The organism is Flavobacterium gilvum, assembly GCF_001761465.1.
Classification (GTDB): domain Bacteria; phylum Bacteroidota; class Bacteroidia; order Flavobacteriales; family Flavobacteriaceae; genus Flavobacterium; species Flavobacterium gilvum.
The window spans coordinates 1,953,878-1,968,932 of the sequence record NZ_CP017479.1 but is presented as its reverse complement, the minus strand read 5'-3'; the positions used below and the strand labels follow the sequence as shown (position 1 = coordinate 1,968,932).

Sequence of the window (15,055 nt, the reverse complement as noted above, 5' to 3'; positions counted from 1 at the left end):
ATTTTGTTGTTGTTTTAGTATTATTGACTTTCTCCTCTTGCTTTATCGTAACCTTCTTTCCAAATGATAAATAATCCTCCATTGGGTCCTATAGTTCTACCTTTACAGACCGATAGAAAACCACTTACGAATATTTTTTGTTTAGCATCATACATGATGTCTTTCTCTAGTTCTGATCTAGGATTAGCACCTTGTGCGTGTCCCGTTATGATGATAATTTTACTCTTAAACATTTCTTTGAATGCCAAATACTCAGCGAAGTTTTTAAAGAAGTAAGTTGCTGAATCTATGATTACCACTTTGGGCGAGTTCCTCTTCTTTAAATAAGCCGTTAGCTCTTCTAGCGTATATTTTTGCATTAAAAAATTATCCTTCACATCGTGCATATCGAACATGTCCACTCGTTCAATAACATCCGAGTCATCCAATTCCTCTTCCAGTAGGTTATAGAGCACTTTTTCATGTTTAGCGAACTCTTTCGCTGTTTGCATTACTTTTGAACTTTTACCACTACTGGAACCACCCCATATAAACCAAACACCCTTATTTTGTGGTTGTCTGTATGCTTCGTAAAAGGCTCCTGAAAATGGTATTCTTTTAATCTTTTGGGCTTTAATGTTGGCAACCGTCAGGGCTTTTTTTACTACCATAACAAATTACCTTCAGGAAGGTTAAACACCTTTCTAACCAAGTCCAGCGTGAGCGGTTCTTGAAGTCTTTCTGCCTCTCTTGATGCCGGAACAAGGACATCGTGCAACTCTCCATAATTCCCGCAATTGTTCAAAAGGAACTTTCTTAAATGGCGATCTTCAATGTCTGCCAGGAACAACTTATAGCTTCTATCGATGCTTGGTAACAATCTCAACCCAAATTTGATACGGCGGTGAAATTGTGGGATGCCTGATTTGTTGCGTTTTTTGAGTTTTTCGATGTTTTCGACCAACTGATCTGTGCCTATAAAAACCAAAGAGCAATAATCAGCTAAGTTGTCGTACAGTTCTTTCATGGCACAAAGAGCCGCTTGTTTCAGGTACTCACTTTCATCTATGATAAGCGTTGGTTTGTGTCCGTAGGTTTTTAACATCTTCATTTTAATGGCGACTTGTCGAATTTTGGTTGATTTGCTATTACCAGTCGCGTGAATGTTCAATTCCGAAACTATTTTGTCAATCAAGTCACCTAGTGTGTCGCTGGAACCTGCTGTGACGATAAAGGTGTCGATTGGATTTTTTGAAGCAAACATTTTGGAAGTGAACGACTTTCCGCATCCCGTTTCACCTATCAATACCGCTGTTGAATGATTGTTTCTTGCGTCTTCCAGGTGAGCCAAAATAGATGCTGTTTGTGCGGTAGGCTGTAAGCTCCAATAGGCTTTCTCAATTTGGTACCCGATTAAGGTAGCTAAGGAGTGGAAGTGGTGATTTGGAATAAAACCTTTGGCACCACCTCCTGCATCATACATAAAATCGCTGTTCTCTTTCAGCATGATAGACAGGTACTCTTTTCGTACTCCTGATTTGTTGGCAACATCTGCCTGTTTTAAATTGTGTTCCTGCATGTAAGCCGTTAGGCTTTGAATAATTTCTTTTTTGGTGATTTGGTCCATTAGATGTAATTGTTTAGGTCTATTTTGTTATTGATGTATTCGTCTTGTTCGTCTTGCCACGACTTTTCAGCCGCTTTTTGTATGATCCTTTCTTGCTTTAACAGAACCTTTTCGGCTTCCGGCTGTAATCGTTGTTGGCTTTTGTTGTCCTTGTGTTGTCCTCTCGAATCGGTTAGTAAATGTTTGGCCAGTGTGTCATTGAGTAGCGGGTTTTGATTGAAAAACTGATCTAACACGTTTGCGTTGTCACCTCTTGTATCAGCGATGTACTGAATTGCATTTTTGTTGTAATCCCTAACCATTTTCATGTGAATCGTGTCTTGTTCTGATTGTTCGGCAATAGCCATCGAGCCTATATGTTTTTCTTGGAGCATGAAGCGATGCTTTTGATCTGTCGAAATCGCTAAAACCTCGCTCAAATTTTCCTCATCATAATGAATACTCCAATTTCGATTTGATTGCATCCTGAAATCCAATTCAAAACAGTCGTAAGTGTGTTTAACCCCATTGATTTTGATGTTCAGTCCTGACCCCTCTAATTTGTTCGTGTGTCCTGATGTTTTACCAAGAGCCAGCAAGTAGTTTTCTGTTGGCATTGGTAAACGGTGTTCTTGTGCTGTGTTTTGCCATTGCTCCAAGTACTGTTTTTGTTTTTTGGAGCGTTCCGCTGCTATGATACTTTGCAACTGTAAACGACAACCCATTTCGTCGGGAAACGTTTTACTTAGTTTAGCTAACATTTCGGAGTTAGGCTGATTCTTAGACCCCGAACCAACACCAAACCCGCTCCAGTTGTCCATTAGCTTACAATACGTTTTATTGATGTGAGCGAAATACGGTTCAATTACTTTTGACTTAGCATTTTTCACCGCTGCGGGTGTGTAATGTTTAGTACATGCTTCGTAAACTGGTGTAAGTGCCTTTTTTTGGTAATTATCAGACTGTAATTGGTACGGCTTAAAACGTTGTCCGAATAATTCAGCGGTGTGATTGATAGCATTACGTAAAGCCTCTTTAATCAGTTCCGGTGTTTCATGCGTTCCAATGGCATACCCAACCGGATATTTATTGAAAGGATCAAGAACCACCACCATAGTTAAACGGTTGTGATAAGTCGTAACACTGTAACCTTTTTTGTTGCTTGTCGTTTTTTGGTACAAAAGTTCTGCGTCCCAGCCGTCCAAAGTCCAGTAAAGCATTGGTGATGTTGGAGCTTGTCTTTTGTTCTGCATCAAAATGTTATTAGACAATGCCGAAACTCCGTTACGCCCTGCATAGATCACTAAGTTTGATTTTTCCTTACGATTACCAACTGTTTGAGCCGTAATCGTTGGCCAGTTCTTTTGTTCGGCAACGGCATTGTAAACTGTAGCAATCAAAGTGTTATCTAAATTGGTGTGCTTTGCCAAAAGTTCGTCGAGTAAGGCTTCCTGTTCACGTTCTTTTACTTTCAAGGCGTTTTGCATTCCGAATTTGCCTGAGATCAAGCCGCCGTAACCTTCTTTTATGTATTTGTTTACCTTGTAGCGTAAAGAATCTTTTGTAGTTGGTAAATTATGTTCTACATCACGGAAAGCGTTTACATCACGACTCAAACTATCCCAAATATCTACTGAAGTATAGCCCAAAGCTTTCAGATACTGTTTGCGGTTGTTTTTCATTATGATAACTGTGTTCAGAACCGAGGCATTATAAGTGTATTGCTCTACGGTGTCCAATTCAAGCTTTTTTGTGCTCTTTTCACCGTAGCGGTACCCGATGTAAAAATCGAACGCCTCACGGTCGGCGATATAGTGTTGAGCGAACCACGATTTTTTAACCTCTTCTTGTGGTTTTCCAAACTTTGTTGTGATTTTATCCTTCCATTCTTGTGATAGACTACTAAACAACACCAATGCGTCACATCCTAACGACGCACGGCGAAGTTGCTTTTCAGAACATGTGTCAGATTTCATTCGCCCGTTTATAGCTTTGTAGCTAATTAACTTTAGGCTGTCATTATGAAAATCACGGTCAAAAATCAAATACTTGATTTTAAACCCTAATTTTTTTTCATAATATTCGTATGGTGTTGTTTCCAAATCGATTAATTATTTAATGATTTTGTTTTCTATCGCAATTTTTGAAGCGGCAACACTATCGTTGTAGTCTTTTATTATAGCATCTGCCATAAGTCCGGTACGGTCACCACGAAGACATTTTCTGATGTAGTCAAGTGAGTACCCATATTTTTTTTTGATAGCATCTAATGCCTCCTCGTTGTAATTGCTTCTTTTTTTATTAGATTTGTCCATTGCGTTATTTTGTCTTTTGCATGAGACAAATATATAAACTTTGTTTCGATTAATAAAAATGAAATATAAACTTTTTTTATATTAAATGTAATATTTCCTACTATATGACTAAAATTGAAAGAGTTAGAAAGCTGTGTAAGTGGCTTATTTATGATGGATTTGCGGAAAATGATAAAGAGTTAGCAGAAAAATTAGGCTATACTAAGTCTTCATTTTCGCAAATTTTGAATGAAAAAGTGCCTCTTTCAGAAAAATTCGTCGAAAAATTATGCGCTGTAAATGAAAATATAAACAAAGTTTGGATTGACTTTGAAGAGGGAGAGTTATTAAAGACTTTTTTATCCAATCAATTGAATGAAACCACCACTGTTTATAAATCAAAGACTGATACTATCCAGGAGAGGCAAATGGTACCGCTTTATGATACGCAGGCATCAGCCTCAATGGTGTCATTATTCAAAGACAGCAACGGACAAACGCCAATAGATCATATTTCAATACCTAACTTACCAAAATGCGACGGTGCTATTTACGTGAGTGGTGATTCTATGTACCCATTACTTAAATCGGGCGACATTATTATGTACAAAAGGTTGTCTGCATCAATTGAAAATATATTTTGGGGTGAAATGTACCTTGTGTCACTTGTCAACGATGATGGTGACGAGTTTGTAATGGTTAAGTGGGTTCAAAAGTCTGAACAGGGTGTAGAATACATCAAATTAGTGAGCGAGAATCGTCACCATCAACCAAAGGATTTTCACCTTAAAAATATCAAAGGTTTGGCCTTAATCAAGGCAAGTATTAGGGTTAATTCGATGTATTAAAAATCAAAACACTACAAATCAGACACTTATAAAAATTAAACATCTTTTTTTATATATTTCGGGGGGTGCTAACTCCCTTTTTTTATACTTTTAAGTTGCTAAAAGTGTTATTATGGGGTATTCTATCAAATATTTTACTACATCATAGAGGTTACCCATGAGGTTACCCATAAGGTTACCCAGTGAAATTAAAGTGCATTTTTTCAATTGTACAAATTATTGTTTAAATCGGCTTTTAAATACTGTTTAAATCAAAGTTAAACAGGGTTTAAAATGATAAAAAAGACTTGTTTTTGGTGGCTTTAAGCCATTTTTCACTGCTAAGTGGTATTATGGAAGGGCTAGTGGTAATTGATCGTTTCTAAAACGGTACAAAAATGGCACAATACGGAAGCAAACGAACATTTTAAATAATCACAAAAAAAGCCCTCACGTTTTTGTGAGGGCTTGATTTTGTTGGTTTTTTAGACCTTTTTCGACCTTTTTTGGTTGGAGTGGTATTGGTTATATTATTTTATAGCCCGTATATTTCTAAAAAAACAATGAAACGTATTTTTAATTCGAAATAAAGAAATTTCTTTTTATTATATGTACGCATAGTATTTTTTGTACATTAGCTAAAAAAACAATGGTCATAACAGCATCCAAATTAAACCGATTTCTGTTTTTCAAACTGCCTTCGGCGTATATATGCGGGGTGCGGGTAAAATCTATCGATAATGAAAAATGTGTGGTGATGGTAAAACACCGATGGATTAACCAAAACCCATTTAATTCCATGTATTTTGCTGTTCAGGCGATGGCGGCAGAAATGACAACTGGTGCGTTGGTGATGGATAAAATAACCAAAAGCGGAAAAAAAATTTCGATGCTCGTTGCCAATAATAAATCTAGTTTTTCTAAAAAAGCTACTGGCCGAATCACTTTTGTGTGTCAAGACGGCCACTTAATTGATGATGCAATCCAAAAAACAATTGCCAATGGTGAGGGACAAACGTTTTGGATGAAATCCATTGGAACAAATGAAGAAGGAATCCAAGTTTCTGAAATGGACTTCGAATGGAGTATTCGATTGAAGTAAGCTTTGACAAACAATTTCGAATAAAAATTCAAAAAGAAGATAAATCCTCAACTTCAAAAAAACACCAAACTCCAATTTTTGTCTTTTTATAAACCAGAAAAATCACCGAAAAATTGAAAAAATATTGTTATATTTACATATCAAATATTCAGTTTTTATTATGGAAATCTTTCTTTTACTCGGTGTATTCATATTCTTATTTGTCATTCTTAACACTATCAAACAACGATTTGACAAAATTGAATTTGATATTTTTTCATTGAATCAAAAACTAGAACTCCTCAAAAAAACAGAAAAGCCCGTTGAAAAAGTATTTGAGAAAGAAATTGAAAAAATTATTCCTCCAATAATTTCAACAGTTAAAGAGGAAGAACAAAAACCTATAGAACCTGTTCCTGTTGAAAAACCTATCGAGAAAATAGCTGAGAAATCTATTTTCGCAATGGATACCGATTCGAATCCAAAACCTATTTCACCAACATTTGAACCAAAGGAAAAAGTAATTTTTGAACCTGAAAAAACATTTTGGGAAAATTTCAAGGAAAAAAATCCAGACTTGGAAAAATTTATTGGTGAAAACCTCATCAATAAAATTGGAATCTTAATCCTTGTTTTGGGAATTAGCTATTTTGTAAAATACGCTATCGACAAAAATTGGATAAACGAACCTGCCCGGGTAGGAATTGGTATATTATCCGGTGCATTGGTTATGGGAATTGCCCATAAACTCAGAAAAAATTATGCAGCTTTCAGTTCGGTAATTGTTGCCGGAGCCATTGCTATTTTCTACTTCACTATCGGAATTGCTTTTCATGATTATCATTTATTCAATCAATCTTTCGCTTTTGGAATAATGGTTGTCATTACCGCTTTTAGTGCACTCATATCATTATCGTATAATCGTGTCGAACTTGCCGTTCTTTCCCTGATTGGCGGATTTGCAGTTCCCTTTATGGTGAGCACAGGCGAAGGCAATTATGTCGTCTTATTTTCATATATCACCATCCTAAATATCGGAATCTTAAGTCTGGCATACTTTAAAAAATGGAATCTTGTCAATATTCTATCCTACATATTTACAATCATTTTGTATGGTGCATGGCTGATAAAAGAAATGCACACGGACAAACCTCATTATTTAGGCGGATTACTTTTTGGCTTTGGCTTTTATTTCATTTTTATTTTGATGAACATCATCAACAACATCAGAACAAAAGGGGAATTCTCAAATACACAATTGACCATACTGGCCAGTAATACATTTTTATTTTATGGAGCCGGAATGGTCATTTTAAACAATTACCATCCGGAATTCAAGGGATTATTTACAACCAGTATTGCACTACTTAATTTAGTGTACGCTTGGTTTTTATACAAAAAATTCGGATTGGACAAAAAAGCTGTTTATTTAGTCATTGGCCTAACCTTAACCTTTGTAACCCTTGCAATCCCAATTCAGTTTGAAGGGAATTATATCACTTTATTTTGGGCCGCCGAAGCTGTGTTGTTAATGTGGTTGTCTCAAAAATCGAAGGTTACCGGTTATCGATTTGGATCGGTGATTGTCCATTTTCTAATGTTAATCAGCCTTCTTTTAGACTGGGAAAAGTTCTATAAAGGCGAAACGGTTCTAAATATAATTTTGAATCCAATTTTTACAACAGGAGTGTTTACAATTGTTTCTTTATTTTTAGTAATTCATTTACTTAAAAAAGAAACTGAAGAAATAACCTTAAACGGAATCAATTTTGATCCGAAACAATACAGCAAATATATCTATGTCTTGGCAACAATTATTTCTTATTTAGTTGGATTATTTGAAGTCATTTACCAATCCAATAACTATTTGCAGAATATAAATTCTGCACGCGCAATTCAAGCCATTTATCACCTACTCTTTTTCGCGGCACTAAGTACTTATTTGATGAAACGCAAAACGGACACCAACAATAAAGGAGTTATGATAATTGCTGTTGCCAACATCATTTTATACACCATTTGTTTCTCAAACTTTGCTTTCAAAGAACATTTTGCAATTATAAGACTAGAATTAGCAACTCCAATTGCTTTTTATCTACATTATATTTCTCTAGCATTGACATTCTATTTTGGTTATCAGCTCTATTTGTTAAACAATGAAAAACTGATTTTCAATTACATTGACAAGAAAAAAATATTATGGATTGCTGCTTTTCTAATCGTTTACATCTGCAGTTCCGAAGTCATGATTCACGGTTTGCAGATTCTCGATTCTCCCCTAACCGCACAAACTATTCAAGCTAGCCCTCAATATACAGATTACAAATTGGATTTACCTGTTTTGAAAGAAATTATATCTTCAGAAATCATTCAATCAACTAGAACCAAGATAATAAAAACCAGCTTTCCGATTCTTTGGGGAGTTTTGGCGTTTGTTTTTCTTATTATCGGAATAAAAAAACAAGTAAAAACAATCCGAATTATTGCCTTATCATTATTGGGATTGACAATAGTAAAACTATTCCTGTACGACATAAGCAACATTTCCGAAACTGGAAAAATAATATCATTCATACTGTTAGGAATCCTGATTTTGATTATTTCTTTTGTATATCAAAAAATTAAAATTCTGGTTATAGATGAAACAAAACCAAGCATTACCGATGAGATACAATAAATTCATACTACTGTTTTTTTGGGCAAACTTGACAATTGCACAAAACACCACTGCAAAAATTCAAGCAGTGCCACAAAATGGACTACACAAAATTGTTCTGCCACCTGCCATCCGCTCTTTTTCAAAACAGGACGTAAGTGATTTTAGGATTTTTGACTCCAAAGAAAATGAAGTACCTTACTTTTTGGTTCAAAATGAAAACGAAACGATTACAAATGATTTTGACGAATATAAAATTACTTCCAAAACGGTTCTTCCAAAGAAAAGTACTTCTGTTATTATTGAGAATCCTTCACCCAAAAATTACAGTCAAATTTCACTTTATATTGCCAATTCCAATGTGGTAAAAGAGTATTCTATTTCGGGAAGCAACGACCAAACCGAATGGTTTGGATTATCAAACAACCAAGAACTATCTGATTTGACTTCAATCAGTGAAACGTATGTTGTAAAAACTATTTCGCTTCCGCTAAGTTCCTATAAATTTCTCAAAATAGATTTAAACGACAAAAAAACCTTGCCCATCAACATATTGAAAGCAGGAAATTTTAAAAGTCATATTCAAAATAATTCGCTACTAGAAATTATTCCCAAAGAATTTTCAGTAGCGCAGATTCCTGCAAAAAAGGAAACAATAATCCGAATTGTTTTTGATGCTCCTCAAATCATAAATCAATTGGTTTTTGAAATTTCAAAACCTAATTTTTATACCCGAAACACGACCCTTTTCAAAAACGAGGCAATAAAAGTTAAACACAAAACAAAAATTCTGCCAACAACAATTACCAATTTTGAACTAAATTCGAAAACAAAAAACACTTTCAATATTCCGGAAATATTCGAAAAAGAGATTTTTATAAAAATAGAAAATCAGGATAATCAGTCCCTCACAATCACTTCTGTAAAATGTATGCAGATTCCCGTTTCGATAATTGCCGATTTGAATGCAAATACTGAATACACCGTAAAAACTGGGAATCCAAAACTAAGTTCTCCACAATACGATCTTTCGAATTTCAAAAAAAACATTTCTGTTAATTTACCCGAAACCACTATTTATGATATAAAAAAGAATATCCTCAAAGAAAACAACGACACAGTCAAATCATTTTGGCAACAAGCCTGGTTTATGTGGGTTTGTATAGTATTAGGTGGTATCGCAATTTTCTATTTCACAACAAGTTTGATTAAAGATATGAAAACGGAATAGCCAATAAACCTTAAACCAACACACTCCAAAAATGGTGTCTTCGCAAAAAACAACAAAAAAGAATGAGTGTTATTAACTTTAATTCAAAAAAGAAAATTCAATATCGTTAAATTCCTATTTTTGCCACATAAAAATCAACAAAAAATTTATGCTCATTATAGGTATCGCAGGAGGAACGGGATCGGGAAAAACGACCGTAGTGCATCAAATCATGAATGAATTGCCCGAAGCCGAAGTAGGGATTATCGCCCAAGACTCTTATTATAAAGAAACTCACGACCTGAGTTACGAAGACCGGTCCAAAATTAATTTTGACCATCCAAGAGCTATTGATTTTGAATTGCTTGTGGCGCACCTAAAAGAATTAAAAGCAGGAAAGACTATCAATCAACCTGTTTATTCGTTTGTTCAACACAACAGAACCGACGACATCATAATTACACATCCTCGAAAAGTAATGATCGTAGAAGGGATTCTGATACTCACCAATCCCGAATTGAGAAATCTTTTTGACATCAAAATATTTGTTCATGCCGATTCTGACGAACGATTAATTCGACGCATGAAACGAGATATTGCCGAACGCGGAAGAGACATGCATGAAGTACTCAGCCGTTACCAAAGCACCCTGAAACCAATGCATGAGCAATTTATTGAACCCTCAAAAGCCTTTGCCGATATCATAATCCCAAATGACAAATTCAACACTGTAGCTATTGATGTAGTTCGTGCTGTAATTAATCAACGTATTTTATAATTTTATCGTAATTTTATCCTGTTCAATTCGCTGTAACTTTAATGCATCAGTAAATGATAAAATTAAAATGCAGCAATACAATTAATCGCTTTGTATTCAATTGGATTTAAAAAACATTCCCAATGAAAAACCCATTTAAAGGCAAATCCTGGTATAAAATTCTAAGCAACAGATATGTTTGGGTCTCACTATCTTTCATAACTTGGATGCTTTTTTTGGACAACTACTCTTATTTTGAACACCGCTTTTTGAATAAACAAATCGACGAACTTGAGGAAAACGCCAGCTATTATCAAAACGAAATAAAAAAAGATGAGGAAAAAATCAAGCAGTTGAAGAATCCTTTACAAATTGAAAAATATGCCCGCGAAAAATACTTTATGAAAAAAGACAGTGAAGATATTTACATCATCGAATTTAAAGGTGACACTGTTAAAAAAGAAAAGTAATCCTATCGCATTTCAAATTTAATTCCAATTAATAATGGACCAAAATTTATTCGAAGATTTCAGCCCGGTTTCTACAAAACTTTGGAAACAAAAAATCCAGTTTGAACTCAACGGAGCCGACTATAATGAAACTTTAATTTGGAATTCACCCGAAGAAATCAAGGTAAAACCTTTTTATGATAGAGAGGATTTGTCCAAAAAACTTCACGTCACCACAAAAGCCTCACAATTCAGAATATGCCAAAACATCTTTGTTTTTGATTTAGAAAAATCAATAAAAAAAGCACTGGATTCGCTCAATCGTGGAGCCGAAAGCATTCGCTTCACTATTCCTGAAAGCACAATTGACGTAGCAAAAATATTGGAAAAACTTCCTTTGGAAAGAATAGTTATTTACTTTCATTTCAATTTTCTTTCAATCGATTTCGTCAAAAAAATTGACGCTATTGCAAAAGAAAAAAAAGCAACAATCTATTGCATTTTAGACCCAATCGGGCAATTGGCTAAAGAAGGAAACTGGTATAATACCCCTGAAAAAAACAATTTTGACGCATTAAATATTCTTACCAAAGAAACCAAATCTATTTCGTTTATAAGCATCAATAGCGGATTATATCAAAATGCTGGAGCCACAATAGTTCAGCAAATCGCTTACAGTCTGGCTCATGCCAATGAATATTTCAACCGAATTACTACTATAAACAATCCTATTGTTTTTCAGATTTCTGTGGGCAGCAATTATTTTTTCGAAATAGCAAAATTGCGCGCATTTCGAATCCTTTTCAATATCATTGCCAAAGAATACAATCATAATTTGGATTGCCATTTACTGGTTACTCCCACAAAACGCAACAAAACTATTTATGATTATAATGTAAACATGTTGCGCACCACTACTGAGTGTATGGGAGCAATTCTTGGCGGAGCCAATGCCATCGCCAATTTACCCTATGATTCTTTGTACCACAAAGACAATGAATTTGGAGACAGAATTGCCAGAAATCAATTGTTGATTCTTAAAAACGAAAGTTACTTCGACAAAGTGGACAACCCGGCCGATGGAAGTTATTATATCGAAAGTCTGACCCAACAATTGGCAGAAAAGTCACTAATTTTATTCAAAAATCTAGAAACCAATGGCGGTTTTCTGAAACAACTAAATGAAGGAGTCATTAAACGAAAAATTCAAGAAAGTGCCGATGCAGAACAAAATCTGTTTGATTCTGGAAAAGAAACGCTTTTGGGAACCAACAAACATCCTAATCCAAACGACAGGATGAAAGGCGACTTAGAATTATTTCCTTTTGTTAAAATAAAACCCAGAAAAACACTGATTACTCCAATAATCGAAAAAAGACTGGCCGAAAAACTAGAACAGGAACGCCTTTCGAACGAATAACAGTTATCGGTTTTCGGTCATCATTTTTTAAGATTCGTCCAAAAACTTAAATGACCTTAAATGACTTATATGGTTTAAAAAAAGTGATTTAAAAAACTTAAATTGCTTGTATGGTTAACCCAAAAAAAGATGAAAAGAAAAGATTTACGACATATAACTTTAGAAAACTCAAAAAATAAAATTGCTTCGCCAGTTCGCTATCCCTCGAGCCCAAATTCCAACGATAGGAAACTTAGTAATAGTTTTGAGAACATTTCAGCAGAACAAAATTTAAATCAAAAACAAAATTTCCTCACTTCCGAAGGGATTGAGTTACACAAAACTTATTTCGAAAAAGATATTGAGTCCATCGGACATCTTGATTTTGGGGCTGGCTTTGCGCCAAATTTACGCGGGCCTTATACCACAATGTACGTTCAAAAACCATGGACAATACGGCAATATGCAGGATTTTCAACTGCCGAAGACAGTAATGCTTTTTACAGAAGAAACCTTGCCGCAGGTCAAAAAGGACTTTCAATCGCTTTTGATTTACCAACACACAGAGGCTACGACTCGGATCACGAACGCGTTGTAGGCGATGTTGGGAAAGCCGGAGTAGCCATAGATTCTGTAGAAGATATGAAAACACTTTTCGACCAGATTCCGCTCAACGAAATGTCGGTTTCCATGACAATGAACGGCGCAGTTTTACCAATAATGGCTTTCTATATTGTAGCCGCCGAAGAGCAAGGTGTAGAACCAGAACAACTTTCGGGAACCATCCAAAATGACATTCTGAAAGAATTTATGGTGCGCAACACTTACATCTACCCTCCTGCTCCATCGATGAAAATTATTGCTGATATTTTTGAATTCACCAGCAAAAAAATGCCGAAATTCAACTCTATTTCCATATCCGGGTATCATATGCAGGAAGCCGGAGCCACAGCCGATATCGAATTGGCTTACACCCTGGCAGATGGTTTGGAATATATAAAAACGGGACTTGCTACTGGAATGAAAATTGATGATTTTGCACCACGCCTCTCTTTTTTCTGGGCAATCGGCATGAACCATTTTATGGAAATAGCCAAAATGAGAGCTGGAAGAATGATTTGGGCCAAACTAATAAAACAATTCAACCCAAAAGACGAAAAATCATTGGCATTGAGAACCCATTGCCAAACCTCTGGTTGGAGTTTAACCCAACAAGATCCTTTCAACAATGTAGCGCGTACTTGTATCGAAGCAGCCGCAGCAGTTTTTGGAGGAACACAATCGCTGCACACTAATGCGCTCGACGAAGCGATTGCTTTACCTACCGATTTTTCGGCTAGAATTGCGCGAAATACCCAAATCTATCTACAGGAAGAAACCAAAATCACAAAAACCGTCGATCCTTGGGCCGGCAGTTATTATGTAGAAAGTCTGACCAATGAAATAGCCGAAAAAGCGTGGAAACTCATCGAAGAAGTAGAAGCACTGGGCGGAATGACCAAAGCCATTGAAACCGGAATTCCTAAAATTCGGATTGAGGAAGCCGCCGCGCGAAAACAAGCCCGAATAGACAGCAGCCAGGATATCATTGTTGGTGTTAACAAATACCGCCTGGAAAAAGAAGATCCATTACAAATTCTGGATGTGGACAATCAAATGGTTCGACAACAACAATTGGAACAATTGGACAGAATTAAAGCATCCAGAGATTCCATCAAAGTACAGGAATCGTTGCAAAAGTTAAAACTTTGTGCCGAAACTGGAGAAGGAAACTTACTCGAATTTGCTATTGAATCGGCAAGAAACCGTTGTACTTTGGGAGAAATCAGTGATGCACTCGAAACTGCATTTGGAAGATATAAAGCACATATTAAATCTTTTAGCGGAGTTTACAGCAAAGAAATGAAAGACGATAAAAGCTTTGAAAAAGCAAAACAACTGGCAGACCAATTTGCCAAACAGGAAGGGCGCAGACCAAGAATCATGATTGCCAAAATGGGACAGGATGGTCATGACCGCGGCGCCAAAGTAGTTGCAACCGGTTATGCCGATGTAGGTTTTGACGTAGATATTGGCCCATTATTTCAAACACCTGCAGAAACGGCAAAACAAGCTGTCGAAAATGATGTGCATATCCTCGGAATATCCTCACTCGCGGCAGGTCATAAAACATTGGTTCCGCAAGTAATTAAAGAACTCAAAAAATACGGAAGAGAAGACATTATGGTCATTGTAGGCGGAGTTATTCCACCTCAGGATTATCCATTTTTATTTGATGCCGGAGCAGTTGCCATTTTTGGCCCCGGAACAAAAATTAGCGATGCCGCGATTCAAATATTGGAAATTTTAATGGATTCATAAAAGTTCTCTTTTGAATTACATCTTGTACTATTTGAAACAGCCTTTTATCATCTTCATTCGATACTTTAGCAATCAGTTAGAGTATCGATTTTTTTTATCAAAATCACTAAGAAAAACGCTGTCATTTGTAAATACAAAAAAGGTAGTGAAACAAACAAAAGTAAATTCCAAAATCAGATAATCAGCTGCTTTTTGATTCCAAATATTTTAAAACCTAATCCTACTATTTTATCGTTATGTAAAAAATACGGATTAAATACTTTAGAACTAAATATTATAACATTCTATCTGAATAAAATCATTCTATAAATTAACACAAACACACAAACCGTTAACACACAGCAAGTTATAATTAAGCTACATTTATCATAGATTTTTAAAATAAATAAACAACAAAAAGGGGAAGCAACCATGATAGACCTTCATCTTTATTTTA

At 35.5% G+C, this 15,055-nt stretch carries 12 protein-coding genes; 8 read left to right on the top strand and 4 right to left on the bottom strand.

Annotated features, from left to right (window positions below; genetic code table 11):
• Window positions 1-20 precede the first annotated feature (20 nt).
• The 4 genes from EM308_RS08235 to EM308_RS08220 are packed head-to-tail and all read right to left on the bottom strand — an operon-like array spanning window position 21 to window position 3,900.
• On the bottom strand, window positions 21-650 hold the full coding sequence (locus EM308_RS08235; protein WP_051877629.1) for a hypothetical protein: 630 nt from the start codon (window positions 648-650) through the stop codon (window positions 21-23).
• Entirely contained in the window at window positions 644-1,606 is a 963-nt protein-coding gene (locus tag EM308_RS08230) for an AAA family ATPase (protein WP_035633714.1), read from the bottom strand. The genes EM308_RS08235 and EM308_RS08230 overlap by 7 nt, the downstream gene beginning before the upstream one ends.
• A complete protein-coding gene (locus EM308_RS08225; protein WP_051877628.1) occupies window positions 1,606-3,687 on the bottom strand; it encodes a hypothetical protein in 2,082 nt (693 codons plus the stop codon). The genes EM308_RS08230 and EM308_RS08225 overlap by 1 nt, the downstream gene beginning before the upstream one ends.
• 9 nt (window positions 3,688-3,696) lie before the next feature.
• A complete protein-coding gene (locus EM308_RS08220) occupies window positions 3,697-3,900 on the bottom strand; it encodes a hypothetical protein (protein ID WP_035633711.1) in 204 nt (67 codons plus the stop codon).
• A gap of 104 nt (window positions 3,901-4,004) precedes the next feature.
• Between EM308_RS08220 and EM308_RS08215 the strand changes: the two genes are divergently transcribed.
• The 8 genes from EM308_RS08215 (at window position 4,005) to scpA (ending at window position 14,619) form a co-directional block, all read left to right on the top strand.
• Window positions 4,005-4,727 carry a LexA family transcriptional regulator gene (locus EM308_RS08215; RefSeq protein WP_051877627.1) on the top strand — a complete coding sequence of 241 codons (723 nt, stop codon included), beginning with the start codon at window positions 4,005-4,007 and terminating at the stop codon, window positions 4,725-4,727.
• A 628-nt stretch (window positions 4,728-5,355) separates the two neighbouring features.
• Window positions 5,356-5,808, top strand: coding sequence for a DUF4442 domain-containing protein (locus tag EM308_RS08210; protein ID WP_035633708.1), 453 nt, complete (start codon window positions 5,356-5,358; stop codon window positions 5,806-5,808).
• Window positions 5,809-5,968: 160 nt separating this feature from the next.
• Window positions 5,969-8,464, top strand: coding sequence for a DUF2339 domain-containing protein (locus EM308_RS08205; RefSeq protein WP_035633705.1), 2,496 nt, complete (start codon window positions 5,969-5,971; stop codon window positions 8,462-8,464).
• Complete coding sequence (locus tag EM308_RS08200; protein ID WP_051877626.1) at window positions 8,427-9,674, top strand: hypothetical protein; 1,248 nt, start codon at window positions 8,427-8,429, stop codon at window positions 9,672-9,674. Before EM308_RS08205 ends, EM308_RS08200 begins: the two co-directional genes overlap by 38 nt.
• A gap of 148 nt (window positions 9,675-9,822) precedes the next feature.
• On the top strand, window positions 9,823-10,431 hold the full coding sequence (udk, locus tag EM308_RS08195; RefSeq protein ID WP_035633703.1) for a uridine kinase: 609 nt from the start codon (window positions 9,823-9,825) through the stop codon (window positions 10,429-10,431).
• A gap of 122 nt (window positions 10,432-10,553) precedes the next feature.
• Window positions 10,554-10,880, top strand: a complete 327-nt coding sequence (locus EM308_RS08190; protein ID WP_035633700.1) for an FtsB family cell division protein — start codon at window positions 10,554-10,556, stop codon at window positions 10,878-10,880.
• Window positions 10,881-10,914: 34 nt separating this feature from the next.
• Window positions 10,915-12,279, top strand: a complete 1,365-nt coding sequence (locus EM308_RS08185; protein ID WP_035633697.1) for a methylmalonyl-CoA mutase subunit beta — start codon at window positions 10,915-10,917, stop codon at window positions 12,277-12,279.
• A gap of 129 nt (window positions 12,280-12,408) precedes the next feature.
• Window positions 12,409-14,619, top strand: coding sequence for a methylmalonyl-CoA mutase (gene scpA, locus EM308_RS08180; RefSeq protein ID WP_035633695.1), 2,211 nt, complete (start codon window positions 12,409-12,411; stop codon window positions 14,617-14,619).
• Window positions 14,620-15,055: the final 436 nt, after the last annotated feature.

Excerpts from the sequence above, each read along its gene's own strand:
- EM308_RS08235 (WP_051877629.1), bottom strand. The coding sequence starts at position 650 with ATGGTAGTAAAAAAAGCCCTGACGGTTGCCAACATTAAAGCCCAAAAG.
- EM308_RS08230 (WP_035633714.1), bottom strand. The coding sequence starts at position 1,606 with ATGGACCAAATCACCAAAAAAGAAATTATTCAAAGCCTAACGGCTTAC.
- EM308_RS08220 (WP_035633711.1), bottom strand. The coding sequence starts at position 3,900 with ATGGACAAATCTAATAAAAAAAGAAGCAATTACAACGAGGAGGCATTA.
- EM308_RS08215 (WP_051877627.1), top strand. The coding sequence starts at position 4,005 with ATGACTAAAATTGAAAGAGTTAGAAAGCTGTGTAAGTGGCTTATTTAT.
- EM308_RS08210 (WP_035633708.1), top strand. The coding sequence starts at position 5,356 with ATGGTCATAACAGCATCCAAATTAAACCGATTTCTGTTTTTCAAACTG.
- EM308_RS08205 (WP_035633705.1), top strand. The coding sequence starts at position 5,969 with ATGGAAATCTTTCTTTTACTCGGTGTATTCATATTCTTATTTGTCATT.
- EM308_RS08200 (WP_051877626.1), top strand. The coding sequence starts at position 8,427 with ATGAAACAAAACCAAGCATTACCGATGAGATACAATAAATTCATACTA.
- udk (WP_035633703.1), top strand. The coding sequence starts at position 9,823 with ATGCTCATTATAGGTATCGCAGGAGGAACGGGATCGGGAAAAACGACC.
- EM308_RS08190 (WP_035633700.1), top strand. The coding sequence starts at position 10,554 with ATGAAAAACCCATTTAAAGGCAAATCCTGGTATAAAATTCTAAGCAAC.
- EM308_RS08185 (WP_035633697.1), top strand. The coding sequence starts at position 10,915 with ATGGACCAAAATTTATTCGAAGATTTCAGCCCGGTTTCTACAAAACTT.
- scpA (WP_035633695.1), top strand. The coding sequence starts at position 12,409 with ATGAAAAGAAAAGATTTACGACATATAACTTTAGAAAACTCAAAAAAT.